Here is a 24,182-nt window from a genome sequence, read left to right as displayed (position 1 = left end):
TTTTTCCATTTCAATTAACCGCAAATGCGGATTACGTTTTAAACCAGCCACATCACAGGGAGTTCTGGTACGGTAAAATGTTCGAACGCAGCATCTGCTGAGTGCCGAGACCGTAGTTGGAGCTCAGGCCACGTAGCTCAATGTTGATGCCAAAGGTATTATCGTATTTGCTCTCGCCGTTGCCGTTACTATCCCAGCCGTTGATCTTGCGTTCATAGCCGAGACGAATCGCGTAGCAGCAGGAGTTATACTGGACCCCTAACATCTGGTCGGCGCTCTTTCTGGTATTGGTGTCAAAGTAGTATGCACCGACCACCGACCAGCGATCGACAACCGGCCAGCTGGCGGTCATGCCCACCTGAGAAATACCATTTTTGTACTGCTCAGCGGTGGAGTACGACGGCAGCGTGGCCTGAATGTATTCCGGGCTGGCATAACGATAGTTAAGCTGTATTAAACGGTTTTCATCGCGACGGTATTCCACGGTGCCGTTACCGGTAGCGACGTTATCCAGACGCGTATCGTACTGAATTCCCCCGCGTAAACCCCAGTTATCAGCGATGCGCCAGTAAGTATCGCCGGCCCATACCAGTGAACCTGTTGTGTCGTTGTTCTCCCAGTTGATGTTGTCATCACCGGTCCGGGACTCGGTGAAATAATAGATTTGACCAACGGAAATATTAAAACGTTCAACGGCGGCGGAATCATATACGCGCGAGGTCACGCCGGTAGTGAGCTGGTTCGCGGAAGCAATACGGTCCAGGCCGCTGTAGGTACGGTCGCGGAACAGGCCGCTGTAGTCTGACTGCAGCAGCGTGGAGTCATAGGAACCGATTTGGCTCTGATCGCGATACGGGATATACAGATACTGCATGCGCGGCTCCAGGGTTTGGGTGAACCCCTCCTGCAGATCGCGCTCGAAGACCATTTTACCGTCGACTTTAAACTGCGGCATGACGCGGTTAACAGACTCTTTTAAGTCCGCATTATTGGTGGAATTGTAATTGTCGAGGTTGCTTTGCTGGTAGTGGGTCGCCAGCAGTTTGGCTTCGGTATTAATACTGCCCCAGCCGTTAGACAGCGGCAGGTTGATCGTCGGCTCGAAGTGAACGCGCGTGGCTTCCGGCATGTTGCCGTTGGTGTTGACGAAGTGCACCGCCTGACCATAGAGATGGGTATCGAACGGACCGACATCGTTCTGGTAATAGTTCACGTCCAGCTGCGGTTGAGCGGCGTAGGAGTTGCTCGACTCACGGTTGAAGACCTGGAACTGTTTCGTTGACACGGTGGCGTCGAAGTTCTGGTTGACGTAGCCCGCGCTGAATTTCTGCGTGGCGTAGCCGTCGGTACTGGAGCCGTATTTCGAGCTGAAATCGTTAAAGTAGTCCGGATCGCTGACTTTGGTGTAGTCGGCGTTAAGACGCCATACCTGGTCAATGACACCCGAATGATTCCAGTAGAACAACCAGCGGCGGCTGTTGCTGTCGCTGGAGTGATCGTCCTGGTAGACTTTATCGGACGGCAGGTAGTCAAATTCGAACAGACCCGCGCCCGCTTTGGTCAGATAGCGGAATTCGTTTTCCCACATCACGCCGCCACGCTTGCTCATGTAGTGCGGCGTCAGGGTGGCGTCGAAGTTTGGCGCGATATTCCAGTAGTACGGCAGTGAAAACTCTACGCCATTTTTGGTGCTGTATTTGGCGTTAGGAATCAGGAAGCCTGAACGACGTTTGTCGCCCACCGGCAGCTGCAGGTAGGGGCTATAAAAAACAGGGACCGAACCGAGTTTGAAACGGGCGTTCCAGATTTCTGCGACCTGCTCTTCGCGGTCGTGGATCACTTCGCTACCAACCACGCTCCAGGTGTCAGAACCCGGCAGACAGGAGGTAAAGCTGCCGTTTTCCAGAATGGTATAGCGATTTTCGCCGCGCTGTTTCATCAGGTCGGCGGTACCGCGGCCCTGGCGACCAACCATCTGGTAATCGCCCTGCCAGATATTCGTATCTTTGGTGTTCAGGTTTGACCAGCCTTTCGGGCCTTTCAGGATAACCTGATTATCGTCATAGTGAACGTTGCCGAGCGCGTCAACCGTGCGAACGGGTTGCGGCTGGCCAGCAGCCTGCTGCTGATGAAGCTGGACTTCATCCGCCTGGAGACGGCTATTACCCTGGTTAATATCAACATTACCGGTAAATACGGCATTATCAGGATAATTGCCCTTCGCATGATCGGCGTTGATCGTCACCGGCAGCTCGTTAGTTTGACCTTCAACGAGGGGACGATTATAGCTTGGTACGCCAAGCATACATTGCGTGGCGAGATCGGCGGCGAGGCCTTGTTGGCTATACAAGGCGCTGGCGATCATGGTGGCCAGGAGGCTGGGAATACGTTTTTTCATACGTTGTATTTGTTGTTCCGTCATCTTGTGGCAGCGGCTTGCAAACGGTCAGAGCCTAACGTACTCATCTTCATCGCGCTAGTGTTAATCCTGCCGGTTTGAATCCCGAGCGTTAGGCACCGTGTAGAATGACGAGTATGATAAAGCAAAATATAGGCTATGTCCCACAATTGACCTAAGCGTCAGCGCTTTGTAACGTGCGGTCATATATAGCTTAACTGGCGGCGTAAAGATTGGGGAGTCTATGCAGTATTTGGGAAAAATAATTGGGGTTGCGGTCGCGCTGATGATGGGCGCAGGCTTTTGGGGACTGGTGCTGGGCCTGCTGGTCGGCCATATATTTGACCGGGCGCGAAGCCGCCGTATCAATGTGTTTGCCAATCAGCAGGAGCGGCAGGCGCTGTTTTTCTCCACCACCTTTGAGGTGATGGGCCATTTAACCAAATCCAAAGGTCGCGTCACCGAAGCCGATATTCATGTCGCCAGCATCCTGATGGATCGCATGAATTTGCATGGCGAGTCGCGTACGGCGGCACAGCAGGCCTTTCGCGTGGGGAAATCCGATGATTATCCGCTGCGTGAAAAAATGCGCCAGCTGCGCAGCGTCTGTTTCGGGCGCTTCGATTTGATTCGGATGTTTCTGGAAATTCAGCTGCAGACGGCCTTCGCCGATGGCGAATTACATCCTAATGAACGTGAAGTTTTGTTTGTGATTGCCGATGAGCTGGGGATTTCCCGCGCGCAGTTCGAGCAGTTCCTGCGAATGATGCAGGGCGGCGCTCAGTTTGGCGGCGGTTCTCAGCAAGGCTCTTACGGCCAGGGCGGTGGAAATGCCGGCTGGCAGCAGGCGCAGCGCGGACCCACGCTGGAAGATGCATGCAACGTGCTGGGGGTGAAGCCTACCGATGATGCCGCGACGGTGAAGCGCGCCTATCGCAAGCTGATGAGTGAGCACCATCCGGATAAGCTGGTGGCAAAAGGGTTGCCGCCGGAAATGATGGAGATGGCGAAGCAGAAAGCACAGGATATTCAGAAGGCCTGGGAGCTGATCAAAGAGCAGCGCGGGTTCTGAGCCGCAGGCCTCTCCCTGGCGGGAGAGGCCTCATGATGCGCGCTGAGCGCGTCGGTACATCCGTCGCGGGTGACCAATCTTTCCGTACAACATCTCGACTTCGAGATAACCGATTTCCACACAGTGTTCCAGGTAACGGCGGGCGGTGGTTTTACTTAACCCGGCATCGTTCACCACCTCATCCACGGAAAAACTGTGTTCTTCCCGGCCGTTGAACAGATTCTGCACCAGCGCCAGCGTCTTCTCCTCGATCCCTTTACTGCCGCTATCGGCGCGATAGTTCTTCGCCTGCAGCTGGTACAGCGAATCAACGTTTTGTTGATCGACGATTTTCCATTCTCGCTGCTGATCGTAAAACTGCACAAAACGCTCCAGCGACTGGCTCAGGCGCTTCCAGGAGACGGGTTTAAGAATGTAGTCGAAGGCGCCGTTGCGAATCGCCTGGCTACAGGTTTCCATATCGCTGGCGGCGGTAATAAAAATCACCGAACAGTTGGCCTCTGCCAGAATCGGGTCGGTCATCAATGTGACCCCTTTACCGTCAGGTAAATAGTTATCGAGCAGTATCAGCTGCGGCGGTTGGCTATTGAGCATCTGCCGCGCCTGGGAGAGGGAGGCGGCCATGCCTGTCAGCCGCATACGCGGATGCTTCTGAATCAGCTCGGCATGCAGCCTCGCCAGTTCGCTTTCATCTTCGATGATCAACACATCGACCAGATCATGATGCATAGTTCGCCTCGTGTCGGGAATGAACAGGGCCGTCGGCGGGGATAAACAGGGTAAAGATCGCGCCGCGCGGTGAGTTATCGGCGACTTCAATGGTGCCGCCAGCCTGTGTCACATAATGTTCAATAAGATACAGGCCGATACCGTGATCGCCACGGGTTTTGGTGGTAATGCCGCGTTCAAAGATATGATCGCGGATAGCCGGGTCAATGCCGATGCCGCGGTCGGCAACTTCAATAATCAGCTCGCGGGCATTCAGTTGAATCAGCACTTCCACCGGTTCGTGCGGCAGCTCGGCGCGCTGGGTGGCTTCAATCGCGTTATCCAGCAGGTTGCCGATAATCGAAATCAGCTCCGATTCAATTAATGAAGGCAGCGGCCGGTCGAGCTGACAGGCGGGGTCAAAGCTGAGCGCCACCCCTTTTTCACGGGCGCGGGCCGCCTTACCCAGCAGCAGGCCGCAGAGCGTTGGCGAGCTGAAACGGGAAGAGATAAAGTCCAGCAGCTCCTGCGCGTGTTCTGACTGCGCCTGAATATAGCGAATCGCTTCGTCATAGTGACCCATATGCAGCAGGCCGGAGAGGGTGGTCATTCGGTTCAGCTGTTCATGGCGCATGATGCGCAGGTTATCAACATAGCGTTTAACCTGGCTTAGCTGGGCGCTGAGGGAGTTGATTTCATCACGATCGCGGAAAGTAATCACCCAGCCCTGCAGCGACTCCTCCAGCATGATACGCACCCGGCTGGCGAGTACGGTCAGCTGGTTGAAGCGACACAGCTCATCGTGAGTGTCGTTTTCCAGCATTTCACCGCTGGCGAAAAAGGGCTGCGGGGCGATGACGCTATCGATCGATTGACCGCGTAGCAGACGCGCGGGCTGGCTCAGTCCCAGCAGGCTGCGCGCGGCGTGGTTGATCACCTCGATACGCCGGTGGCGATCGATAACGATAACCCCCTCATAGATTGATTCCATCATCGCCTTTTGTTGACGCACCAGCAGGCCGATTTCTCGCGGTTCCAGCGAAAAAATCTGTTTTTTAATGCTGCGGGTAAAATACCAGGAAAAAATAAACAGCGCGATCAGCAGCAGCACGGCGGCGATGAAGATATTAATGACCTTTGTCAGCGTGATGCTATCGAGATAACTGGTCAGGTAGCCCACGGAGACGATGCCCACAACCCGGCCGGAGGGGTCGAAGATCGGCGCCTTGCTGCGCAGCGACACCCCGAGCCCTCCTTTACGGATAGTGGTGATACTTTTCCCTTCCAGCACCGCCTGGTTATCACCGCCCACCAGCCGGGTACCGACCCACTCCGGGTGGACGGAATGAAACAGATGTACGCCCTGCGCATTGCCAATGACAATAAAGCTCGCGTCGCTGCGGGCGGCGATTTTTTGCATAAATGACGTTAGCGACTGCGGGTCTTCCTCGATAACCTGCTGGCGTAAATCCGGCATCAGCGCGATCTCTTCAGCCTGTATTTTGGCGCGGGTACTCATTTCCTGATACAGCTGATGGCTGGCATCGATGTAGTAATAGACGCCCAGCAGCGCGAATAATACGGAGAAAAAGGCGACCAGCGAAATAAACAGCTTAAATTGAAAGGAAACCTTCATAAGTCGTGTGCAACGTCTCTACGGCGCCGGAACTGTCACATTGTCCTGGTGCCGACATGGGTTAGGCGGGAACGTGGTGAGCGTTACCGCAGGCGATGAGAAACCAGAATCATCTACTGACGATGATTTATCAAGACGCCGCGGCAGGCCGCCCATTCCGCCAGATCGCCCGGCGGACGAGCAAGCCGGCGATCACTCAATCCGCCGGAGCCCGCTGTGGTCAGCGGTGGCGAGGCGTTGCCGATCCGCTCTTTGTCCAATTCCGCACGGGCCTGGCGATAAAAACCATAAAAACCACGCTAATAAATCAGAGAGATATCACGCCCTGGAATAGAAACCATAAAAACCATAATGACCATTAAAACTTCATTTCTAATTCGTCACGCCTCACATTAAGTCTGCATCAGGCCCCCTAATCTCAAAAATGAATAATAACGAAAGGGCCAAACCTATGAGCACCACTGACAATGCATTCTCTGCGACCCTCGATCCCATCGACACCCCGAAAGCCACCTTGAAACAACGCTGGTGGCACGTGATGGATAATATGAAAGTCGGGATTATCCCGCTGCCTTTGTTCCTGCTGGCCGGTGGATTGATCGCCCTCGACTGTCTGGGCGGAAAGTTGCCGAGCGATATCGTGGTCATGGTCGCGACGCTGGCCTTTTTCGGTTTTGCCTGCGGTGAGTTTGGCAAGCGTCTGCCGATCCTCGGTAAACTGGGCGCGGCCGCGATCTGCGCCACCTTTATCCCTTCCGCGCTGGTACATTACGGCCTGCTGCCGGACGTGGTGGTGGAATCCACGACCAAATTCTACAAATCGACCAATATTCTTTATCTCTATATCTGCTGCATTATCGTCGGCAGCATTATGAGCATGAACCGTACGACCCTGATTCAGGGCTTTCTGCGTATCTTCTTCCCGATGCTGTGCGGTGAAATCGTTGGCATGCTGGTGGGCATCGGCGTCGGTACGGCTCTGGGGATGGAGCCGTTTCAGGTGTTCTTCTTTATCGTGCTGCCGATTATGGCCGGTGGCGTAGGAGAGGGGGCGATTCCATTGTCAATCGGCTATGCCGCCCTGATGCATATGGATCAGGGGGTGGCATTAGGCCGCGTGTTACCGATGGTGATGCTGGGCAGCCTGACGGCAATAGTGATTGCCGGTTGCCTGAACCAACTGGGCAAGCGCTTCCCGCACCTGACCGGTGAAGGCCAGCTGATGCCGAACCGCAGCAATGAAACGCATCGTGCAGACGACGTTGAGACATCCGGCGGCAAGGCCGACGTGACGACGCTGGCATCCGGCGCTCTTCTGGCGGTGCTGCTGTATATGCTGGGAATGCTGGGACAGAAAATGACCGGTTTACCGGCGCCGGTGGGTATGCTGTTTCTGGCGGTACTGCTCAAGCTGGTTAACGGCGTCTCGCCGCGCCTGCAGGAAGGGTCGCAGATGGTCTACAAATTCTTCCGCACCGCGGTGACCTACCCGATTCTGTTTGCCGTGGGCGTCGCCATTACGCCGTGGCAGGAGCTGGTGAACGCCTTTACGATAACGAATCTGCTGGTGATCGTCAGTACCGTCTCCGCGTTGGTGGCGACCGGGTTCCTGGTGGGTAAAAAGATTGGTATGCACCCGATTGATGTGGCGATTGTCTCCTGCTGCCAGAGTGGTCAGGGAGGCACCGGCGATGTGGCAATTCTGACCTCCGGCAACCGCATGAGCCTGATGCCGTTCGCCCAAATCGCCACCCGTATCGGCGGCGCGATTAATGTTTCATTGGGTCTGCTGTTCCTCAGTCATTTCCTTGCATGATTTAGCTCTGCGCTAACAGGAAAATCTGCAATTTTCCTCCACAGGACGAAGAAAATTTCTTTGTCCTGTGTCCTAAATTCTGTTCGTTTAGCGATACAATCAGCAGCGTAATCCGCTATCGCGGCGGCGGCTTTGCCGCCGTCATTTTATCAAGTGAAGGAGAGGAATTAATGTCTGTGGATACTCCCGCCCGTGCGGGCGCCAGCGTAGAAACCGAGCTGGCGACGAAAGCGCAGCGTGCAGCCCGCCAGGCCGAGTGGCTCGGCCATTATCAACAACCGGTCATTGCGCTGACGCTGGTGACGCCGGGCGTGGTAAAAGACAGCATCCGCTATCGCAATATGATGGGCGTGGCGCTGCAGGCCTGCGACCAGCTGCTGTGGAAACGCCGCTGGAAAACGCTGGACCGTCAGGTGCTGTGGTTGCCAACCGGGCCGGAGGCGCTGTGGTGCGTTGAGCATCCTGCCAGCGAAGTCAATGCGCTATGCACGGAGCTGCTGCAGACGCATCCGCTTGGCCGCTTATGGAATATCGAGGTGATTTGTCCGCAACAAGGGCGCCAGGTACAGGATGAAGGCACTCGTCGTTGCCTGCTGTGCGATGACGCCGCTCAGACCTGTGAGAGCCTGCATCGCCATGATGCCGAAGAGGTTGTCGCTCGCGTTGAGCAGATGATCGATGGGTGGTTTGCCCGCGATTAACGGATGAAATCGTGAATATGTCGCCCGGATAAGCCGCTAAGGCATCATCCGGGGCCATATCCCGGTCGCACGCGGCTTCCAGGGCTTACGGGTTAGGCTGCGCCGGGAATACCGGGATTCAGAAATCGACGGGCGCGCGAAAGGTCATCGCGTTGCCGAAGGCCGGATGGGTAATGGTCAGCGTTTCGGCGTGCAGCAGCAGCCGCGGCGCCATCGCCAGCGCCTCTGGCGTCGCATAAAAGCGATCGCCAAGAATCGGATGGCCCAGCGCCAGCATATGCACGCGCAGCTGATGAGAACGACCGGTAATCGGCTTCAGGCGCACGCGGGCGCTGTTATCGTCCGCATACTCCAGCACGTGATACTCAGTTTGTGCCGCTTTGCCGGTTTCGTAACACACCTTCTGCTTTGGCCGGTTCGGCCAGTCGCAGATGAGCGGTAAATCCACCAGCCCTTCCGCTTTTTCCGGATGTCCCCACACGCGGGCGACGTACTGCTTCTTCGGCTCACGCTCGCGAAACTGACGCTTCAGCTCGCGTTCCGCCGCTTTGGTCAGTGCCACCACAATCACGCCGCTGGTGGCCATGTCGAGGCGGTGCACCGACTCGGCCTGCGGGAAGTCGCGCTGAACGCGCGTCATCACGCTGTCTTTATGCTCCTCCAGTCTCCCCGGGACGGACAACAAGCCGCTCGGCTTGTTGACCACCATGATGTGCTCATCCTGATAGAGGATAACCAGCCAGGGATCCTGTGGCGGATTGTAGTTTTCCATCGCCATATTCGCGTTCCGTTACTGGTGGGTGACCACGATTAAGCGCAGCGCATCGAGACGCCAGCCCGCCTGCGCCAGCGCGTCCATCACCTGCTGACGGTTGCTCTCAATCGCAGCAAGTTCATCGTCGCGGATGTTCGGGTTAACCGCTTTTAATGCTTCCAGACGAGAGAGTTCCGCCGACAGCTTGTCGTTGGCTTCATCGCGGGCCGCGTCGATCAGCGCCTGCGCGGCTTTGGCAACCTGCGCCTCGCCGAGCTGGAGGATCGCATGCACGTCCTGTTGCACCGCGTTGACCAGTTTGCTGCCGGTATGGCGGTTGACGGCGCTCAGCTGGCGGTTGAAGCTTTCAAACTCCACCTGACTGGCGAGGTTATTGCCGTTTTTATCCAGTAGCATGCGCACCGGCGTCGCCGGCAGGAAGCGGTTAAGCTGCAGCTGCTTCGGCGCCTGAGCTTCCACCACGTAAATCAGCTCCAGCAGCAGTGTACCGACCGGCAGCGCTTTGTTCTTCAGCAGTGAGATAGTGCTGCTGCCGGTATCGCCGGAAAGGATCAGGTCCAGACCGTTGATAATCAGCGGGTGCTCCCAGGTGACGAACTGCGCATCTTCGCGGGACAGCGCGACATCACGTTCAAAGGTGATGGTGCAGCCGTCTTCCGGCAGACCCGGGAAGTCCGGAACCAGCATATGGTCGGATGGCGTCAGCACGATCAGGTTTTCGCCGCGATCGTCCTGGTTGATGCCGACAATATCAAACAGGTTCATGGCAAAGGCGATCAGGTTGGTATCGTCATCCTGCTCTTCAATGCTTTCGGCCAGCTTCTGCGCCTGTTCGCCGCCGTTGGAGTGAATCTCCAGCAGGCGATCGCGCCCCTGTTCCAGCTGTGCTTTCAGCGCATCGTGCTGCTGGCGGCAGGCTTTGATCAGCTCATCGAAGCCTTCGCTGGTTTCCGGTGCGGCAAGATAATTAATCAGTTCGTTGTGCACGCTGTCGTACACGGTGCGACCGGTCGGGCAGGTATGTTCAAACGCATCAAGCCCTTCGTGGTACCAGCGAACCAGTACGGACTGCGCGGTTCTTTCCAGATACGGAACGTGGATCTGAATATCGTGCGCCTGACCGATACGGTCGAGACGGCCAATACGCTGCTCCAGCAGATCCGGGTTGAACGGCAGATCGAACATCACCAGGTTGCTGGCAAACTGGAAGTTACGGCCTTCGGAGCCAATTTCAGAACACAGCAGCACCTGGGCGCCGGTATCTTCTTCGGCGAACCATGCGGCGGCACGGTCGCGCTCAATGATGGACATACCTTCATGGAAGACCGCTGCGCGGATCCCTTCGCGCTCGCGCAGAACCTGCTCCAGCTGAAGGGCGGTGGCCGCTTTCGCACAGATCACCAGCACTTTCTGCGAGCGGTGGCTGGTGAGATAGCCCATCAGCCACTCAACGCGCGGGTCGAAGTTCCACCATGTACCGGTATCACCTTCAAATTCCTGATAAATCTGCTCCGGGTAGAGCATGTCGCGCGCGCGCTCTTCCGCGGTTTTACGCGCCCCCATAATGCCGGAGACTTTAATCGCCGTCTGATACTGGGTGGGCAGCGGCAGACGAATAGTGTGCAGCTCGCGTTTCGGGAAGCCTTTGACGCCGTTACGGGTATTACGGAACAGCACGCGGCTGGTGCCGTGGCGATCCATCAGCATCGAGACCAGCTCCTGGCGAGCGGCCTGGGCGTCGTCGCGATCGCTGTTAGCGGCCTGCAGCAGCGGTTCGATATCCTGCTCGCCGATCAGATCGCCGAGGGTGTTCAGCTCGGTATCGCTCAGCTTGTTGCCAGCCAGCAGCAGGGCGACGGCATCGGCCACCGGGCGGTAATTCTGTTGTTCTTCAACGAACTGCTCGAAATCGTGGAAGCGGTTGGGATCCAGCAGGCGCAGACGGGCGAAGTGGCTTTCCATACCCAGCTGTTCCGGCGTCGCGGTCAGCAGCAGCACGCCCGGCACACGTTCGGCCAGCTGCTCGATTGCCTGATATTCGCGGCTCGGCGCCTCTTCGCTCCACACCAGGTGGTGCGCTTCATCGACGATCATCAGGTCCCATTCGGCATCGCACAGGTGTTCCAGGCGCTGCTTGCTGCGGCGCACGAAATCCAGCGAGCAGATCACCAGCTGTTCGGTCTCGAACGGGTTATAGGCATCGTGCTGGGCTTCGGCATAACGCTCATCGTCAAACAGCGAGAAACGCAGGTTGAAGCGGCGCAGCATCTCGACCAGCCACTGATGCTGCAGGGTTTCCGGGACGATGATCAGCACGCGTTCGGCGGCGCCGGCAAGCAGCTGCTGATGCAGAATCATCCCGGCTTCGATGGTTTTACCCAGACCGACTTCATCGGCCAGCAGGACGCGCGGCGCGTGGCGACGGCCGACATCATGGGCGATATGCAGCTGGTGGGGAATCAGGCTGGTGCGCTGTCCGCGCAGGCCGCTCCACGGCATCCGATACTGCTCGCTCTGGTATTTGCGGGCGCGGTAGCGCAGCGCAAAACGGTCCATCCTGTCGATCTGACCGGCGAACAGGCGGTCCTGCGGTTTGCTGAACACCAGTTTGCTGTCGAGCAGCACTTCGCGCAGCGTGACGTTGGTTTCTTCGGTATCGAGACGGGTACCGGTGTAGGCCAGCAGGCCGTTTTCTTCATTAACTTCGTCAACCTGGAGCTGCCAGCCTTCATGGCTGGTGATGGTATCACCCGGGTTAAACATCACGCGGGTGATCGGGGAATCATTGCGCGCGTACAGACGGTTTTCGCCGATGGCGGGGAAAAGCAAGGTCACCATGCGCGCATCCAGCGCAACTACCGTCCCTAATCCCAGTTCGCTCTCTGTGTCGCTAATCCAGCGTTGACCAAGTGTAAAAGGCATATATGTTCAGCTCTTGTGTTCTTAAATTGCAGGCAATAGTTAATCTTCTCCAGGCAAGCCAGAGAGAGATCAAGATTGGGTCCAGGAATGGAAAGGGCGCTATATTACTGGATGGCAGCGCGTTCGTCACGTCCTCGTCGCCCTTCAATTTGCAGATATGGTGGCTGGAAATTGAAATGGCGAGGAAATCAAAATAGCCCCAGTTGCCCTGTTACTATTGTAGCAAAATCATCGTCGACAAAGGGAAGTATTCCTTCCGCGACCGGCTGAAGTTGCTTTGACAAATAGTGCTCATAATCGAGCGGCGACAGCTGATAATCCACCGGCTCCGGGCCGCTGGTGGTCCAGACATACTGAATGCTGCCGCGCTGCTGGTACTGCTGCGGCCTGCCCAGCCTGACGTTTTGCTCATCGGCCAGCCGTGCGGCGCGGACATGCGGCGGCACGTTGCGCTGGTATTCGGCCAGCGGGCGGCGCAGGCGCTTACGGTAGATCAAACGATCGTCGAGCTCACCGCTCATCAGCTTAGCAATGGTTTCCAGAATATAGTCGCGATAGGGCTGGTGGCGGAAAATGCGCAGATACAGCTCCTGCTGGAACTGTTGGGCCAGCGGCGTCCAGTCGGTGCGCACCGTCTCCAGTCCTTTGAAGACCATTCGCTGCGCCTCTCCCTCCTGAATCATTCCGGCGTAGCGTTTCTTACTGCCGGTATCGGCGCCGCGAATGGTCGGCATTAAAAAGCGGCTGAAGTGGGTTTCAAACTCCAGCTCGAGAGTGCTGGTGAGCTGGTCTTTACTCAGCTCAGCGGCCCACCAGTCGTTGACGAAAGCGACCAGCGAGCGGCCGATTTGCGTCGCCTCTTCTTCGCGATGAGGACGTTTAAGCCAGACGAAGGTGGAGTCGGTATCGCCGTAGATAACGTCATAGCCCTGCGACTCAATCAGCGCTTTGGTCTGGCGCATAATCGCATGCCCGCGCATGGTGATAGAAGAGGCCAGACGGGGATCGAAAAAACGACAGGCGCTGGTGCCGAGCACGCCATAGAAGGCGTTCATAATGATCTTCAGCGCCTGAGAAAGGGGTTTATTCTGGTGCCGTTTGGCATCATCGCGGCCGTGCCAGATTTGCCCGACAATCCCCGGCAGACAATGGCTCTGCCGCGAGAAACGGGCGCCGAGAAAACCCTCGGTGCTGTGCGCATTGTCCGGCTGCGCCATCCCTTCGATAAGCCCGACCGGGTCGATCAAAAAGGTGCGGATAATCGAAGGGTAGAGGCTTTTATAATCCAGAACCAGCACCGAATCATAGAGACCGGGGCGCGAGTCCATAACGTAACCGCCGGGACTGGCCTGCGGCGGCACTTCGCCCAGGTTAGGGGCGACGTAACCCAGCCGGTGCATGCGTGGAAAATAGAGATGGCTGAAGGCGGCAACGGAACCACCGTGGCGGTCGGCGGGCAGGCCGTTGACCGTGGCCCGCTCGAGCAGAAACGGCATGATCTCCGTTTTATGGAAGATACGCGTGACCAGCTCGCAGTCCTGCAGATTATAGGTCGCCAGCGCCGGTTTATCTTCGTTGAAGCGGCGGTCGATTTCGTCCATTCGATCCCAGGGATTATCTATCGCTTTCCCCTCGCCGAGCAGCTCACGCGCTACCGCCTCAAGGGAAAAAGAGGAGAAGTTCCAGAAGGCCGATTTCAATGCTTCGATACCGTCAATAATCAGCCGGCCGTTGGCCTGGGCAAAGAAGACGCCCTGCTTAAAGCCGTGTTCGCGCCACTCCAGTTCCGTATTCCCACGGCCGAGCATCAGCGGAATGCGATAGCGTTCGGCATGCTTTTGCAGGACCCGCAGGTCGAACTGGATAACGTTCCAGCCGATCAGGACATCCGGGTCGTGTTCGGCAAACCAGGCGTTGAGTTTTTCCAGCAGCTGCGGGCGGCTGGAGACGTACTCCAGCTGGAAATCGACGGCGGGAGAGGTCGCCGGTTCCGGCCCGAGCATGTAGACCACCCGTTGCCCGCAGCCTTCCAGCCCGATACAGTACAGCTCGCCGTGGCGGCTGGTTTCAATATCCAGCGACACCCACTTCAGCGGCGGCCGGTAGTGCGGGTTGGGCTTCATGCGGGCGTTGACCAACTGCGCCCCGCGCGCGTCGCCTTCGACCCAAACCGGAGCGGTAATAAAGCGCTCCATCAGGTAGCGTTCCGGCGGGCGGATATCGGCTTCATAGACGGTGATGCCGTTTTCACGCAGCTTCTTTTCCAGACGCATCAGCTGACGATGCGCGCGGCAATAGAGGCCAAAAACCGGCTGACGGTGGAAGTCTTTTAAGCTGAGCGGGGCAAGGCGTTGGCCGTTTTCGCCCTGTAGCAGGCGTTCTGCCTGGGCGCGTTGCGCCTCGGGAATAAACGCCACCGACTCCTGCGGCGGGAGGGTGATCTGAAGCGGGCCGTCGTCTGTCGCCAGCCAGAAGGACAGTTCGGTGCCCTGCGGGGTATCCCGCCAGTGACGGGTCAGTAAGAAACCTTCTCGTGGCTGGGTCACGCCGTGCTCTCATCAAATAAACCAGGCCTGATTATAGCCTGGTTCAACTGATAATGCTGGGGTTTTATACAGGTATGGCGCGACCGGGGAAATCCCGGATGGCGGCGCGGGACGCCTTATCCGGGCTACGGGGTAGAATGAGGTTACCCCGGTAAGCGCAGCGCGACCGGCGAGGCGAGGCTTACTGGCCGTAGTAGGCTTTGGCCCCGTGTTTGCGCAGGTAGTGCTTGTCCAGCAGCGTTTGCTGCATCGCGGGCAGCTGCGGCGCCAGCTGGCGGCAGAAAATCCCCATATAGGCGATCTCTTCCAGCACGATAGCGTTATGTACCGCATCTTCGGCGTTTTTCCCCCAGGCGAAGGGGCCGTGCGAATGCACCAGCACGCCGGGCATCTGCGCCGGATCAATGCCCTGTTCGCGGAACGTTTCGACGATAACGCGCCCGGTTTCCCACTCATATTCGCCGTTGATTTCCTCATCGGTCATCAGGCGGGTGCAGGGCACCGGGCCATAGAAATAATCAGCATGGGTGGTACCGGTCGCCGGAATCGCTTGCCCGGCCTGCGCCCAGATGGTGGCGTGGCGCGAATGGGTATGGACAATCCCGCCCAATGACGGGAAGGCCTGGTAGAGCAGGCGATGGGTCGGTGTATCTGAAGAGGGTTTCTTTTTCCCTTCGACCACTTCGCCGCTTTCAAGACTCACCACCACCATATCGTCGGCGCCCATCGCGCTGTAGTCGACGCCCGATGGCTTAATCACCAGCACGCCGTGCTCGCGATCGACGGCGCTAACGTTGCCCCAGGTGAGGGTAACGAGATTGTGTTTCGGCAGGGCCAGGTTAGCGTCAAGCACCTGCTGCTTTAAGGCTTCGAGCATTGCGTTCTCCTTGCCGATGGCGCTTCCCTGACCCGGCCTACCAAACCGCAGTTTGTAGGCCCGGCAAACGAAGTGCCGCCGGGCAATTAGCTGCCGTGGTTAACGTTTTGCAGCGTAATAAACTTCGTTCCAGCGCAGCGCGTCTTTAAAGGACGGCAGACGGGTTTCGTTATCGATTACCGCCAGTTCGATATCCTGTAGCTCGGCAAACTGACGCATATCATCGAGCGTCAGCGCGTGGCTAAAGACGGTGTGATGCGCGCCACCGGCGATGATCCAGGCTTCAGACGCGGTGCGCAGATCCGGCTGGGCTTTCCACAGCGCGTTGGCAACCGGCAGCTTCGGCAGATCGTGCGGCGTCGGTACCGTTTCTACGGTGTTAACCAGCAGGCGGAAACGATCGCCAAGATCGATCAGGCTGGCGACGAGGGCCGGGCCGGTCTGCGTATTGAAGATCAGGCGCGCCGGATCGGCTTTACCGCCGATGCCCAGCGGCTGAACGTCGAGGATCGGTTTGTCTGCCGTGGCGATAGTCGGGCACACTTCCAGCATATGCGAGCCCAGCACCAGATCGTTGCCGTTATCGAAGTGGTAGGTGTAGTCCTCCATAAAGGAGGTGCCGCCCTGCAGACCGGTTGACATCACCTTCATGATGCGAAGCAGGGCGGCGGTTTTCCAGTCGCCTTCGCCGGCAAAGCCATAGCCCTGCTGCATCAGACGCTGTACGGCGAGGCCCGGGAGCTGCTTCAGGCCGTGCAAATCTTCAAAGGTGGTGGTGAAAGCATGGAAACCGCCCTGTTCAAGGAAGCGTTTCATCCCCAGCTCAATGCGCGCGGCATCGAGCACATTCTGCCGCTTATCACCGTGGATTTGCGCCGCCGGGGTCAGGCGATAGCTGCTTTCATACTCATCAACCAGCGCGCTGATCTCCCCCTCGCTGATGCTGTTGACCACCTGAACCAGATCGCCCACCGCCCAGGTATTGACCGAAAAACCGAATTTGATCTGGGCGGCAACTTTATCGCCATCGGTGACCGCGACTTCACGCATGTTGTCGCCGAAGCGGCAGACTTTCAGATGACGGGTATCCTGCTTAGAAACCGCCTGGCGCATCCAGGAGCCGATGCGCTGATGGGCGCTCTGGTCCTGCCAGTGGCCGGTGACTACGCTGTGCTGCTGGCGCATGCGCGCGCCGATGAAGCCGAACTCGCGGCCGCCGTGCGCGGTCTGGTTCAGGTTCATAAAGTCCATATCGATACTGTCCCACGGCAGCGACGCGTTGTATTGCGTGTGGAACTGTAGCAGCGGCTTATTGAGGATAGTCAGGCCGTTAATCCACATTTTGGCCGGAGAGAAGGTATGCAGCCACACCATCATGCCGGCACATTTATCATCATAGTTAGCGTCGCGGCAGATATGGGTAATCTCATCCGGCGTGGTGCCCAGCGGCTTTAACACCAGCTTGCACGGCAGCTTTGCTTCCGCATTCAGGCTGTTCACCACATGCTCGGCATGCTTCGTGACCTGACGCAGCGTTTCCGGGCCATACAAATGCTGGCTGCCAATCACGAACCATACTTCGTAGTTATCAAAAATCGTCATTTTGGTGTCCTTAATGGGTGAGAGCTGCCTGAGAAAGCGGGGCTTTGTCCGCCTTCGCAGCCGAAGGGAGATACTGTTGCTCGGCGCTGACCGACCACTGCTGGTAGCGCTGATAAAGTTGTTCAAAGCGTTGAGCCTGGGCAGGACGCGGCTGCAGGGTGCTTTCGACCTCGCTTGCCATGCTGTGCTGGGCGGTCGGGATATCCTGGTGTACGCCTGCGGCGACGGCAGCGAAGATAGCCGCGCCGAGCGCGCAGCACTGATCGGAGGCGACGATTTGCAGCGGCCGGTTCAGCACGTCACAGCAGGCCTGCATAATGACCGGGTTTTTCCGCGCAATACCGCCCAGCGCCATCACGTTGTTAACCGGGATACCCTGTTCGGTGAAGCACTCCATAATGGCGCGTGCGCCGAAGGCGGTGGCCGCCACCAGACCGCCAAAGAGCGCCGGCGCATCGGTGGCGAGATTCAGATCGGTAATGACCCCTTTCAGGCGCTGGTTGGCATTGGGGGTGCGACGGCCGTTAAACCAGTCCAGAACCACCGGCAGATGTTCCAGCGACGGGTTTTTGGCCCAGGCTTCGGTCAGCGATGGCAGCAGCTGTTTTTGCTGGGCAGCAATCTGTGTTTTCAGCTCCGGATGCTGCTGTGCCAGCTGTTCCAGCGGCCAGCCGAGAATACGGCCAAACCAGGCGTAGATATCGCCAAAGGCGGATTGTCCGGCCTCCATACCAATAAAGTCAGGGACGACGCTGCCATCGACCTGGCCGCAGATCCCCTTGACCGTGCGATTGCCCACGCTCTGTTTATCGGCGATCAGAATGTCGCAGGTGGAGGTGCCGATGACTTTGACCAGGGCGTTAGGCTGCGCGCCGGCGCCGACTGCGCCCATATGGCAGTCGAAGGCGCCGCCGGACAGAATGACGGTTTCCGGCAGGCCCAGGCGCTGCGCCCATTCGGCGCAGAGGGTGCCGACCGGTACATCGGCGGTCCAGGTGTCGCTAAACAGCGGCCAGCTCAGGTACCGGTTGATAATCGGATCGAGTTCATCGAAGAAGCTGGCCGGCGGCAGTCCGCCCCAGCTTTCGTGCCACAGTGATTTATGGCCGGCGCTGCAGCGGCCGCGACGAATATCCTGCGGGCGGGTGGTGCCGGAAAGCAGGGCGGGAATCCAGTCGCACAGCTCAATCCACGAAGCGGCTGCCTCGGCGACGGCGCTGTCCTGACGGGTGACGTGGAGTATTTTGGCCCAGAACCACTCGCTGGAGTAGATGCCGCCAATGTAGCGGGAGTAGTCCTCTTTACCCGGCTGATGGCACAGGCGAGTAATGGCTTCCGCCTCTTCGACCGCCGTGTGGTCCTTCCACAGCACGAACATGGCGTTGGGGTTATCGGCAAACTCTTCGCGCAGCGCCAGCACGTTGCCGTCGGCATCGATCGGCGCCGGCGTTGAGCCGGTGCTATCGACGCCGATACCCACGACCCCGGCACGCTGTTCGGCGCTTAACAATGCCAACACACTTTTCAGCGCGGCTTCCATCGATTCAATGTAGTCGCGCGGATGGTGGCGAAACCGGTTATTCGGGCCATCGCAAAACAGCCCCTCCTGCCAGCGCGGATACCACTCTACGCTGGTGGCCAGCTCCTCGCCGGTGGCGCATTCCACTGCCAGTGCGCGTACGGAATCACTACCAAAATCGAGGCCAATCGCAATTGCCATGCTGTTACTCCATGCAGAAAACCATTCATGGTGAAACAGTAGATATTCACGCCAAAAACCGTCAGGCCGTATTCGCTAATCTTATGGACTATTTTGCTATTGCATCGCAAAGTGTGACGCCGTGCAAATATTCAATGTGGACTTTTCTGCCGTATTTATAGACACTTCTGTTATGCGATAAAAGTGCTTTCATTGTGCGCTATCATCGATTTTTGCTGTGACGAGGCGGGTTTTGATCGAAATTTCAACCGCCGTCCCAGTACGGCAACCCGCGTTAGCAGTACAATGTTGAATATGGACAATTGGTTTCCATAATATATCCAGGAGAGCTGAGCCTATGGCTGAAACACAAAACGATCCGCTGCTGCCGGGCTACTCGTTTAATGCCCATCTGGTGACGGGGCTGACGCCGATTGATGCCGATGGCTATCTGGATTTCTTTATTGACCGTCCGCTCGGGATGAAGGGATATATTCTGAACCTGACGGTGCGCGGTGAAGGGGTGATTAACAATCACGATGAGCAGTTTATCTGCCGTCCGGGGGATATTTTGCTCTTTCCGCCGGGTGAAATTCATCACTATGGCCGCCATCCCGATGCCCGTGAATGGTATCACCAGTGGGTCTACTTCCGGCCGCGCGCCTACTGGCATGAATGGCTGAACTGGCCGACGATATTCGCCCAGACCGGCTTTTTCCGTCCTGATGAGCAGTGGCAGGCGCGTTTTTGCGAGCTGTTTGGCCAGATCGTTGAGGCGGGTCAGGGGGCCGGACGCTATTCGGAGCTGCTGGCGATCAATTTGCTCGAGCAGCTGCTGTTAAGGCGCATGGAGGCGATTAATGAGTCTCTGCATCCGCCGCTGGACAATCGCGTGCGCGATGCCTGCCAGTACATCAGCGATCACCTCGCGGATAGCCATTTCGATATCGCCAGCGTCGCCCAGCATGTCTGCCTGTCGCCTTCGCGCCTGTCTCATCTGTTCCGCCAGCAGCTGGGGATCAGCGTGCTGGGGTGGCGGGAAGATCAGCGCATCAGCCAGGCGAAGCTGCTGCTCAGCACCACGCGTATGCCCATCGCCACGGTAGGGCGCAACGTCGGGTTTGAAGACCAGCTCTACTTTTCGCGGGTGTTTAAGAAATGCACCGGGGCCAGCCCCAGTGAATTCCGTGCCGGGTGTGAATAAAACGTAAAGAAAATGAAATGTTGCGCCGGATAATTGTCACAACCAGTAAACTATCCAGACAATTGATGACTTGACGAAGGCGCGACGGCTCCGGAGAATCCGTGCTTCGTTTTGATACCGGGCACATTATGCAAGCATTGCTGGAACATTTTATCACCCAGTCTACGGTCTATTCCCTGATAGCCGTGATGCTGGTCGCCTTCCTTGAATCACTGGCGCTGGTGGGGCTGATATTACCGGGAACGGTGATGATGGCCGGGCTGGGGGCGCTGATTGGCAGCGGAGACGTCAATTTCTGGCAGGCGTGGCTGGCGGGGATTATCGGGTGTTTACTCGGCGACTGGATCTCTTTCTGGCTCGGCTGGCGGTTTAAAAAACCGCTCCATCGCTGGTCTTTTATGAAGAAAAACAAGGCGCTGTTGGATAAAACGGAACATGCGTTGCATCAACACAGCATGATCACGATTCTTATCGGCCGCTTTGTTGGCCCGACGCGGCCGCTGGTGCCGATGGTCGCCGGCATGCTCGATCTCCCGCTGGCGAAGTTTATTCTGCCCAATATTATTGGTTGCCTGCTGTGGCCGCCGCTGTACTTCTTGCCGGGTATTCTGGCCGGCGCGGCGATTGATATTCCCACCAATGAGCACAGCGGCAGCTTCAAGTGGCTGCTGTTGGCTGCCGCGCTGCTGGTTTGGCTGGCGGGCTGGCTGTGCTGGCGCTTGTGGCGCAGCGCGAAAATGCGCGATCGCCTGACGCGGCTCTTACCTCGCTCGCGTCTGCTGTGGCTGACGCCGGTGACGGTGGTTCTCGCCGGCGCAGCGCTAACCCTGGTGATTCGCCATCCTCTGATGCCTGTCTATCTCGATATTCTGCACAAGGTTATCGCGCGCTAATACCTAACAGGTGAGAGGCGCTGCTGTTGCCGCTGAGCAACGTTTCGGTCGCGCCGTCCCAGGCTATCCGCCCGTCGGCCACCACCAGCGAGCGCGGCGCGATGCGGGCGGCATCTTCCACGCTATGTGACACCATCAGCAGCGTCAGATGCTGACGCTGACAGACATCGCTCACCAGCGTCAGCATCTCCTGGCGCAGTGCGGGGTCGAGTGCAGAAAAAGGCTCGTCCAGCAGCAGGACCGGCTGTTCCCGGACCAGACAGCGCGCCAGCGCCACGCGTTGGCGCTGTCCGCCGGAGAGCTCGCCCGGTAATCTGTCCAGCAGTGAATCGATGCTCATTTGTCCGGCTATCGTCTGCAGGCTGGCGGTCTGCACCGGGTTAAGCTTCAGCCCCGGATGCATCCCGAGAGCGATATTCTGGCGGACGGTAAGATGATGAAAGAGATTGTTTTCCTGAAACAGCATCGATACCGGACGCCGGGCCGGCGGCGTAGTGGTATGAGGCTGGTCGTTAATCAGAATCGTGCCGCTCACCGGGGGGAGAAAGCCGGCGATCAGATTGAGCAGCGTGCTTTTGCCCGCGCCGCTGGGGCCGAGCACGGCGAGGCGTTCACCCTGCTGGACGGAGAGCGTGAAGCGCATCGGCAGATGCTGGTAAAGCCAGGTCACATCATTCAGTTTTAACATCACGTCCCGGAAGTCTCTCAATCACGGTAAAGAGTAAAAAGCACAGCAGTAGCAGCAGCAGGGCAGTGACGGCGCCATCCTGGCTACGATAAGAGCCAATTTGCTGGTACAGATAGAACGGCAGCGTACGGAATTGTTCGTTACCGAACAGCGCCACGGCGCCGAAATCGCCGATGGACAGGACGCAGGCAAACGCCAGCGCCTGGGCCAGCGGACGCTTTAATGCGCGCAGCTCGATAACCCTCAAGCGGGTAAAACCGCTCATGCCCAGAGAGTGACAGAGCATACCGTAGCGGACGGCAATATCGCGCATCGGGTTTTCCAGCACCTTCAGGGCATAGGGGATAGCCATCAGCGCATTGGTGAAGATCACAATCCCGTCGGCGGATGCCGGCAGTCCAATACTGTTATTGAGCAATAAAAAGAAGCCGGTCGCCAGCACGATTCCCGGCATTGCAAGGATCAGCATACCGCTGAGTTCCAGCGTCTGGCCCGCCAGCGGTCGCTTACGAAGACGCAATTCACGGCTGCTCCACAGCAGCATCATCGTTAACATGACGCTGAGCAGACCGGCGGAAACCGCGATGCGTAACGAAGTGCAGAATGCCTGCCACAATGCGGGCTGCGCCAGGACGCTGAGCAGGTTGTTATTCAGACCGTCGACCACGACCGCCAGCAGCGGGGGCAGCAGTAACAGTAGCGTGAGAACGATCAGCGCGGTATCGCTCAGGCGACTGTGCAGGCGATCGTCCGGATCGCGCCAGCCGTGAACTTGCGTGGTGCCGATAGCAACGGCCTTGCTCAGGCGCTGGGCGAGAAGCACCAGCCCAAGACAGCAGACCATCTGGATCAGCGCCAGCATCGCCGCACGGGCCGGGTCATAATCAAAGTTCAGCGCCTGGTAGATTGCCAGCTCAATCGTTGTGGCCCGTGGGCCGCCGCCGAGCGACAGCACGGTGGCAAAGCTGGCGAAGCAGAGCATAAAGATCAGTGCCGCGACCGGGGGAATTTGCCGCCGTAGCCAGGGCCACTCCACCAGACGGAAAAAGTGGTAGCCGCGCATGCCCAGCTGGGCGGCGATCTGGCGCTGCTCTCCGGGGATATTCTCCAGCGCCTGCAGCAGCAGCCGGGTTGCCATCGGCATATTGAAAAAAACGTGCGCCAGCAGGATGCCTTGCAGTCCATACGGCGAGAAATCCCACTGCCAGCCGACGACGTTAAACAGTGTCGCCAGCCAGCCCTGACGGCCATAGACGCTGAGAATACCAAAGACGGCCACCAGTACCGGCAGAATCAGCGTCATGGCGCACAGGCGCAGCAGCAGCGTACGCCCCGGGAAGCGACGACGATAGAGGGCGCGGGCGAGAAAAATCGCCGGTACGACGGAGAAGAGCGCGGAGAGAAACGCCTGCCAGAAAGAGAAACGGATAACGTGCCACAGATAGCTGTCGCTGAAAATCGAACGCCACGACGCCTCCGGCGCACTGCCCCAGAGCGCGAGGAATGCGGCCAGTGCGACGGCGACCAGCAGCGCAGCGGCCGTCAGACCCGGCGCCAGCCAGCCGATATTTAGCGGCTGACGGCGCGTTGCCATGCATTAATCCAGTTTTGACGTTCTGCGGCGACCTGCTGCGGGGTATATTCCAGCGTGGTTTGCGGTTTCGGTAATGTCTCAAAGCCCGCGGGTAGCGCAACCTGGGTGACCGGATACATCCAGTTGCCGGTCGGGATGGCATTCTGGAACGCCGGAGATACCATAAACTTGAGGAATTTCTCCGCCAGCTCCGGTTGTTTGCTGGCGGCGGTGCGCGCGGCGACTTCAACCTGCAGATAGTGGCCTTCGGCGAAACTGGCGGCCGCGTACTGGTCTTTTTTCTCTTCAATGATGTGGTAGGCCGGCGATGTGGTGTAGCTAAGAACCAGGTCGCTTTCCCCTTTAAGGAACAGACCGTAGGCCTCGCTCCAGCCTTTGGTGACGGTGACGGTTTTCGCCGCCAGTTTTTGCCAGGCTTCCGGCGACTGCTTGCCATACACTTTTTGCATCCACAGCAGCAGCCCCAGACCCGGGGTGCTGGTGCGGGGATCTTCGTAGATCACGCGCCATTTTTGATCGCTTTCCACCAGCTCTTTCAGGCTTTTCGGCGGGTTTTTCAGCTTGTTTTTGTCGTAGACAAAGGCGAAATAGCCGTAATCAAACGGCACAAAAGTGTCGTTATCCCAGCCGCCCGGGACCGTGACCGCGCTGGCCGGTACCTGGCTTTTGGCGAACAATTTGCTCTGCGTAGCCGCTTCCAGCAGGTTGTTATCCAGGCCGAGTACCACATCGGCTTTGCTATTCTTACCTTCCATCCGCAGACGATTAAGCAACGAAACGCCATCTTCCAGCGCCACGAACTTCAGTTCACAGTTGCAGTCGGCTTCAAAGGCTTTTTTCACTACCGGTCCAGGGCCCCAGTCTGCCGAAAAGGAGTCATAGGTGTAGACGGTGAGTACAGGTTTAGCAAACGCGGGAGCGGCGACCAGCGCCAGCAGCGGGAGTAATTTTTTCAACACTTTGCACCTCATAAACAAAGGGGGGGCAAAGGATTTTGAGTAGGCCTCAAATCCCTTCGCCGGCGTTATCCGGATCAGGTTCGACGGGTATT

17 protein-coding genes are annotated in these 24,182 nt (G+C 57.8%); 5 read left to right on the top strand and 12 right to left on the bottom strand.

Features of this window, described 5'->3' with window-relative positions:
- Positions 1-52 precede the first annotated feature (52 nt).
- Positions 53-2,398, bottom strand: a complete 2,346-nt coding sequence (gene lptD, locus GRPL_RS24625) for an LPS assembly protein LptD (protein ID WP_015585172.1) — start codon at positions 2,396-2,398, stop codon at positions 53-55.
- A gap of 244 nt (positions 2,399-2,642) precedes the next feature.
- On the opposite strand from lptD, the gene djlA reads away from it, so the two are divergent.
- On the top strand, positions 2,643-3,470 hold the full coding sequence (gene djlA / locus GRPL_RS24630) for a co-chaperone DjlA (RefSeq protein ID WP_032698180.1): 828 nt from the start codon (positions 2,643-2,645) through the stop codon (positions 3,468-3,470).
- Positions 3,471-3,500: 30 nt separating this feature from the next.
- Here the strand turns inward: djlA and GRPL_RS24635 are convergent, their stop codons facing one another.
- The gene (locus GRPL_RS24635) at positions 3,501-4,199 is read right to left on the bottom strand and encodes a response regulator (RefSeq protein WP_032689511.1); all 699 of its coding nucleotides are present in this window, start codon (positions 4,197-4,199) and stop codon (positions 3,501-3,503) included.
- Entirely contained in the window at positions 4,189-5,814 is a 1,626-nt protein-coding gene (locus tag GRPL_RS24640) for an ATP-binding protein (protein ID WP_032698178.1), read from the bottom strand. The genes GRPL_RS24635 and GRPL_RS24640 overlap by 11 nt, the downstream gene beginning before the upstream one ends.
- Positions 5,815-6,265: 451 nt before the next feature.
- Here GRPL_RS24640 and GRPL_RS24645 point away from each other — a divergent pair, with 451 nt between their 5' ends.
- Together GRPL_RS24645 and citX are read left to right on the top strand one after the other, a co-directional pair.
- Positions 6,266-7,630, top strand: coding sequence for a 2-hydroxycarboxylate transporter family protein (locus GRPL_RS24645; protein WP_032689508.1), 1,365 nt, complete (start codon positions 6,266-6,268; stop codon positions 7,628-7,630).
- A 170-nt stretch (positions 7,631-7,800) separates the two neighbouring features.
- A complete protein-coding gene (gene citX / locus GRPL_RS24650; protein WP_032697244.1) occupies positions 7,801-8,331 on the top strand; it encodes a citrate lyase holo-[acyl-carrier protein] synthase in 531 nt (176 codons plus the stop codon).
- Positions 8,332-8,449: 118 nt separating this feature from the next.
- On the opposite strand, the gene rluA is transcribed toward citX, so the two are convergent.
- The 6 genes from rluA to araB all read right to left on the bottom strand — a co-directional run bounded on the left by rluA (position 8,450) and on the right by araB (position 18,773).
- Positions 8,450-9,109, bottom strand: a complete 660-nt coding sequence (gene rluA / locus GRPL_RS24655) for a bifunctional tRNA pseudouridine(32) synthase/23S rRNA pseudouridine(746) synthase RluA (RefSeq protein WP_032689506.1) — start codon at positions 9,107-9,109, stop codon at positions 8,450-8,452.
- A gap of 12 nt (positions 9,110-9,121) precedes the next feature.
- Positions 9,122-12,028 carry an RNA polymerase-associated protein RapA gene (gene rapA, locus GRPL_RS24660; protein ID WP_032698175.1) on the bottom strand — a complete coding sequence of 969 codons (2,907 nt, stop codon included), beginning with the start codon at positions 12,026-12,028 and terminating at the stop codon, positions 9,122-9,124.
- 188 nt (positions 12,029-12,216) lie between these two features.
- Positions 12,217-14,574: a DNA polymerase II gene (gene polB / locus GRPL_RS24665; protein WP_032689503.1), complete on the bottom strand. Its 2,358-nt coding sequence runs from the start codon at positions 14,572-14,574 to the stop codon at positions 12,217-12,219.
- A 181-nt stretch (positions 14,575-14,755) separates the two neighbouring features.
- On the bottom strand, positions 14,756-15,451 hold the full coding sequence (gene araD / locus GRPL_RS24670; protein ID WP_032698174.1) for an L-ribulose-5-phosphate 4-epimerase: 696 nt from the start codon (positions 15,449-15,451) through the stop codon (positions 14,756-14,758).
- Between the two features lie 99 nt (positions 15,452-15,550).
- On the bottom strand, positions 15,551-17,053 hold the full coding sequence (araA, locus tag GRPL_RS24675) for an L-arabinose isomerase (RefSeq protein ID WP_032697249.1): 1,503 nt from the start codon (positions 17,051-17,053) through the stop codon (positions 15,551-15,553).
- Between the two features lie 10 nt (positions 17,054-17,063).
- Positions 17,064-18,773: a ribulokinase gene (araB, locus tag GRPL_RS24680; RefSeq protein ID WP_032698173.1), complete on the bottom strand. Its 1,710-nt coding sequence runs from the start codon at positions 18,771-18,773 to the stop codon at positions 17,064-17,066.
- Positions 18,774-19,110: 337 nt separating this feature from the next.
- Between araB and araC the strand changes: the two genes are divergently transcribed.
- Together araC and GRPL_RS24690 are read left to right on the top strand one after the other, a co-directional pair.
- Positions 19,111-19,956, top strand: coding sequence for an arabinose operon transcriptional regulator AraC (gene araC, locus GRPL_RS24685; RefSeq protein ID WP_004857813.1), 846 nt, complete (start codon positions 19,111-19,113; stop codon positions 19,954-19,956).
- Between the two features lie 128 nt (positions 19,957-20,084).
- Positions 20,085-20,849, top strand: coding sequence for a DedA family protein (locus GRPL_RS24690; RefSeq protein ID WP_032689573.1), 765 nt, complete (start codon positions 20,085-20,087; stop codon positions 20,847-20,849).
- Here GRPL_RS24690 and thiQ read toward each other — a convergent pair.
- The 3 genes from thiQ to thiB are packed head-to-tail and all read right to left on the bottom strand — an operon-like array spanning position 20,836 to position 24,090.
- Entirely contained in the window at positions 20,836-21,537 is a 702-nt protein-coding gene (gene thiQ / locus GRPL_RS24695) for a thiamine ABC transporter ATP-binding protein ThiQ (RefSeq protein ID WP_032698171.1), read from the bottom strand. The two genes, GRPL_RS24690 and thiQ, sit on opposite strands and share 14 nt — an antisense overlap.
- Complete coding sequence (gene thiP / locus GRPL_RS24700; RefSeq protein ID WP_032698170.1) at positions 21,521-23,131, bottom strand: thiamine/thiamine pyrophosphate ABC transporter permease ThiP; 1,611 nt, start codon at positions 23,129-23,131, stop codon at positions 21,521-21,523. The genes thiQ and thiP overlap by 17 nt, the downstream gene beginning before the upstream one ends.
- On the bottom strand, positions 23,107-24,090 hold the full coding sequence (gene thiB / locus GRPL_RS24705) for a thiamine ABC transporter substrate binding subunit (RefSeq protein ID WP_032697251.1): 984 nt from the start codon (positions 24,088-24,090) through the stop codon (positions 23,107-23,109). Before thiB ends, thiP begins: the two co-directional genes overlap by 25 nt.
- Positions 24,091-24,182 lie beyond the last annotated feature (92 nt).

It is taken from the genome of Klebsiella planticola ATCC 33531 (assembly GCF_000735435.1).
Classification (GTDB): Bacteria; Pseudomonadota; Gammaproteobacteria; order Enterobacterales; family Enterobacteriaceae; genus Klebsiella; species Klebsiella planticola.
The sequence above is the reverse complement of the archived record's forward strand: the minus strand, read 5'-3'. Positions and strand labels throughout refer to the sequence as shown.

Excerpts from the sequence above, each read along its gene's own strand:
- lptD (WP_015585172.1), bottom strand. The coding sequence starts at position 2,398 with ATGAAAAAACGTATTCCCAGCCTCCTGGCCACCATGATCGCCAGCGCC.
- djlA (WP_032698180.1), top strand. The coding sequence starts at position 2,643 with ATGCAGTATTTGGGAAAAATAATTGGGGTTGCGGTCGCGCTGATGATG.
- GRPL_RS24635 (WP_032689511.1), bottom strand. The coding sequence starts at position 4,199 with ATGCATCATGATCTGGTCGATGTGTTGATCATCGAAGATGAAAGCGAA.
- GRPL_RS24640 (WP_032698178.1), bottom strand. The coding sequence starts at position 5,814 with ATGAAGGTTTCCTTTCAATTTAAGCTGTTTATTTCGCTGGTCGCCTTT.
- GRPL_RS24645 (WP_032689508.1), top strand. The coding sequence starts at position 6,266 with ATGAGCACCACTGACAATGCATTCTCTGCGACCCTCGATCCCATCGAC.
- citX (WP_032697244.1), top strand. The coding sequence starts at position 7,801 with ATGTCTGTGGATACTCCCGCCCGTGCGGGCGCCAGCGTAGAAACCGAG.
- rluA (WP_032689506.1), bottom strand. The coding sequence starts at position 9,109 with ATGGCGATGGAAAACTACAATCCGCCACAGGATCCCTGGCTGGTTATC.
- rapA (WP_032698175.1), bottom strand. The coding sequence starts at position 12,028 with ATGCCTTTTACACTTGGTCAACGCTGGATTAGCGACACAGAGAGCGAA.
- araD (WP_032698174.1), bottom strand. The coding sequence starts at position 15,451 with ATGCTCGAAGCCTTAAAGCAGCAGGTGCTTGACGCTAACCTGGCCCTG.
- araA (WP_032697249.1), bottom strand. The coding sequence starts at position 17,053 with ATGACGATTTTTGATAACTACGAAGTATGGTTCGTGATTGGCAGCCAG.
- araB (WP_032698173.1), bottom strand. The coding sequence starts at position 18,773 with ATGGCAATTGCGATTGGCCTCGATTTTGGTAGTGATTCCGTACGCGCA.
- araC (WP_004857813.1), top strand. The coding sequence starts at position 19,111 with ATGGCTGAAACACAAAACGATCCGCTGCTGCCGGGCTACTCGTTTAAT.
- GRPL_RS24690 (WP_032689573.1), top strand. The coding sequence starts at position 20,085 with ATGCAAGCATTGCTGGAACATTTTATCACCCAGTCTACGGTCTATTCC.
- thiQ (WP_032698171.1), bottom strand. The coding sequence starts at position 21,537 with ATGTTAAAACTGAATGATGTGACCTGGCTTTACCAGCATCTGCCGATG.
- thiP (WP_032698170.1), bottom strand. The coding sequence starts at position 23,131 with ATGGCAACGCGCCGTCAGCCGCTAAATATCGGCTGGCTGGCGCCGGGT.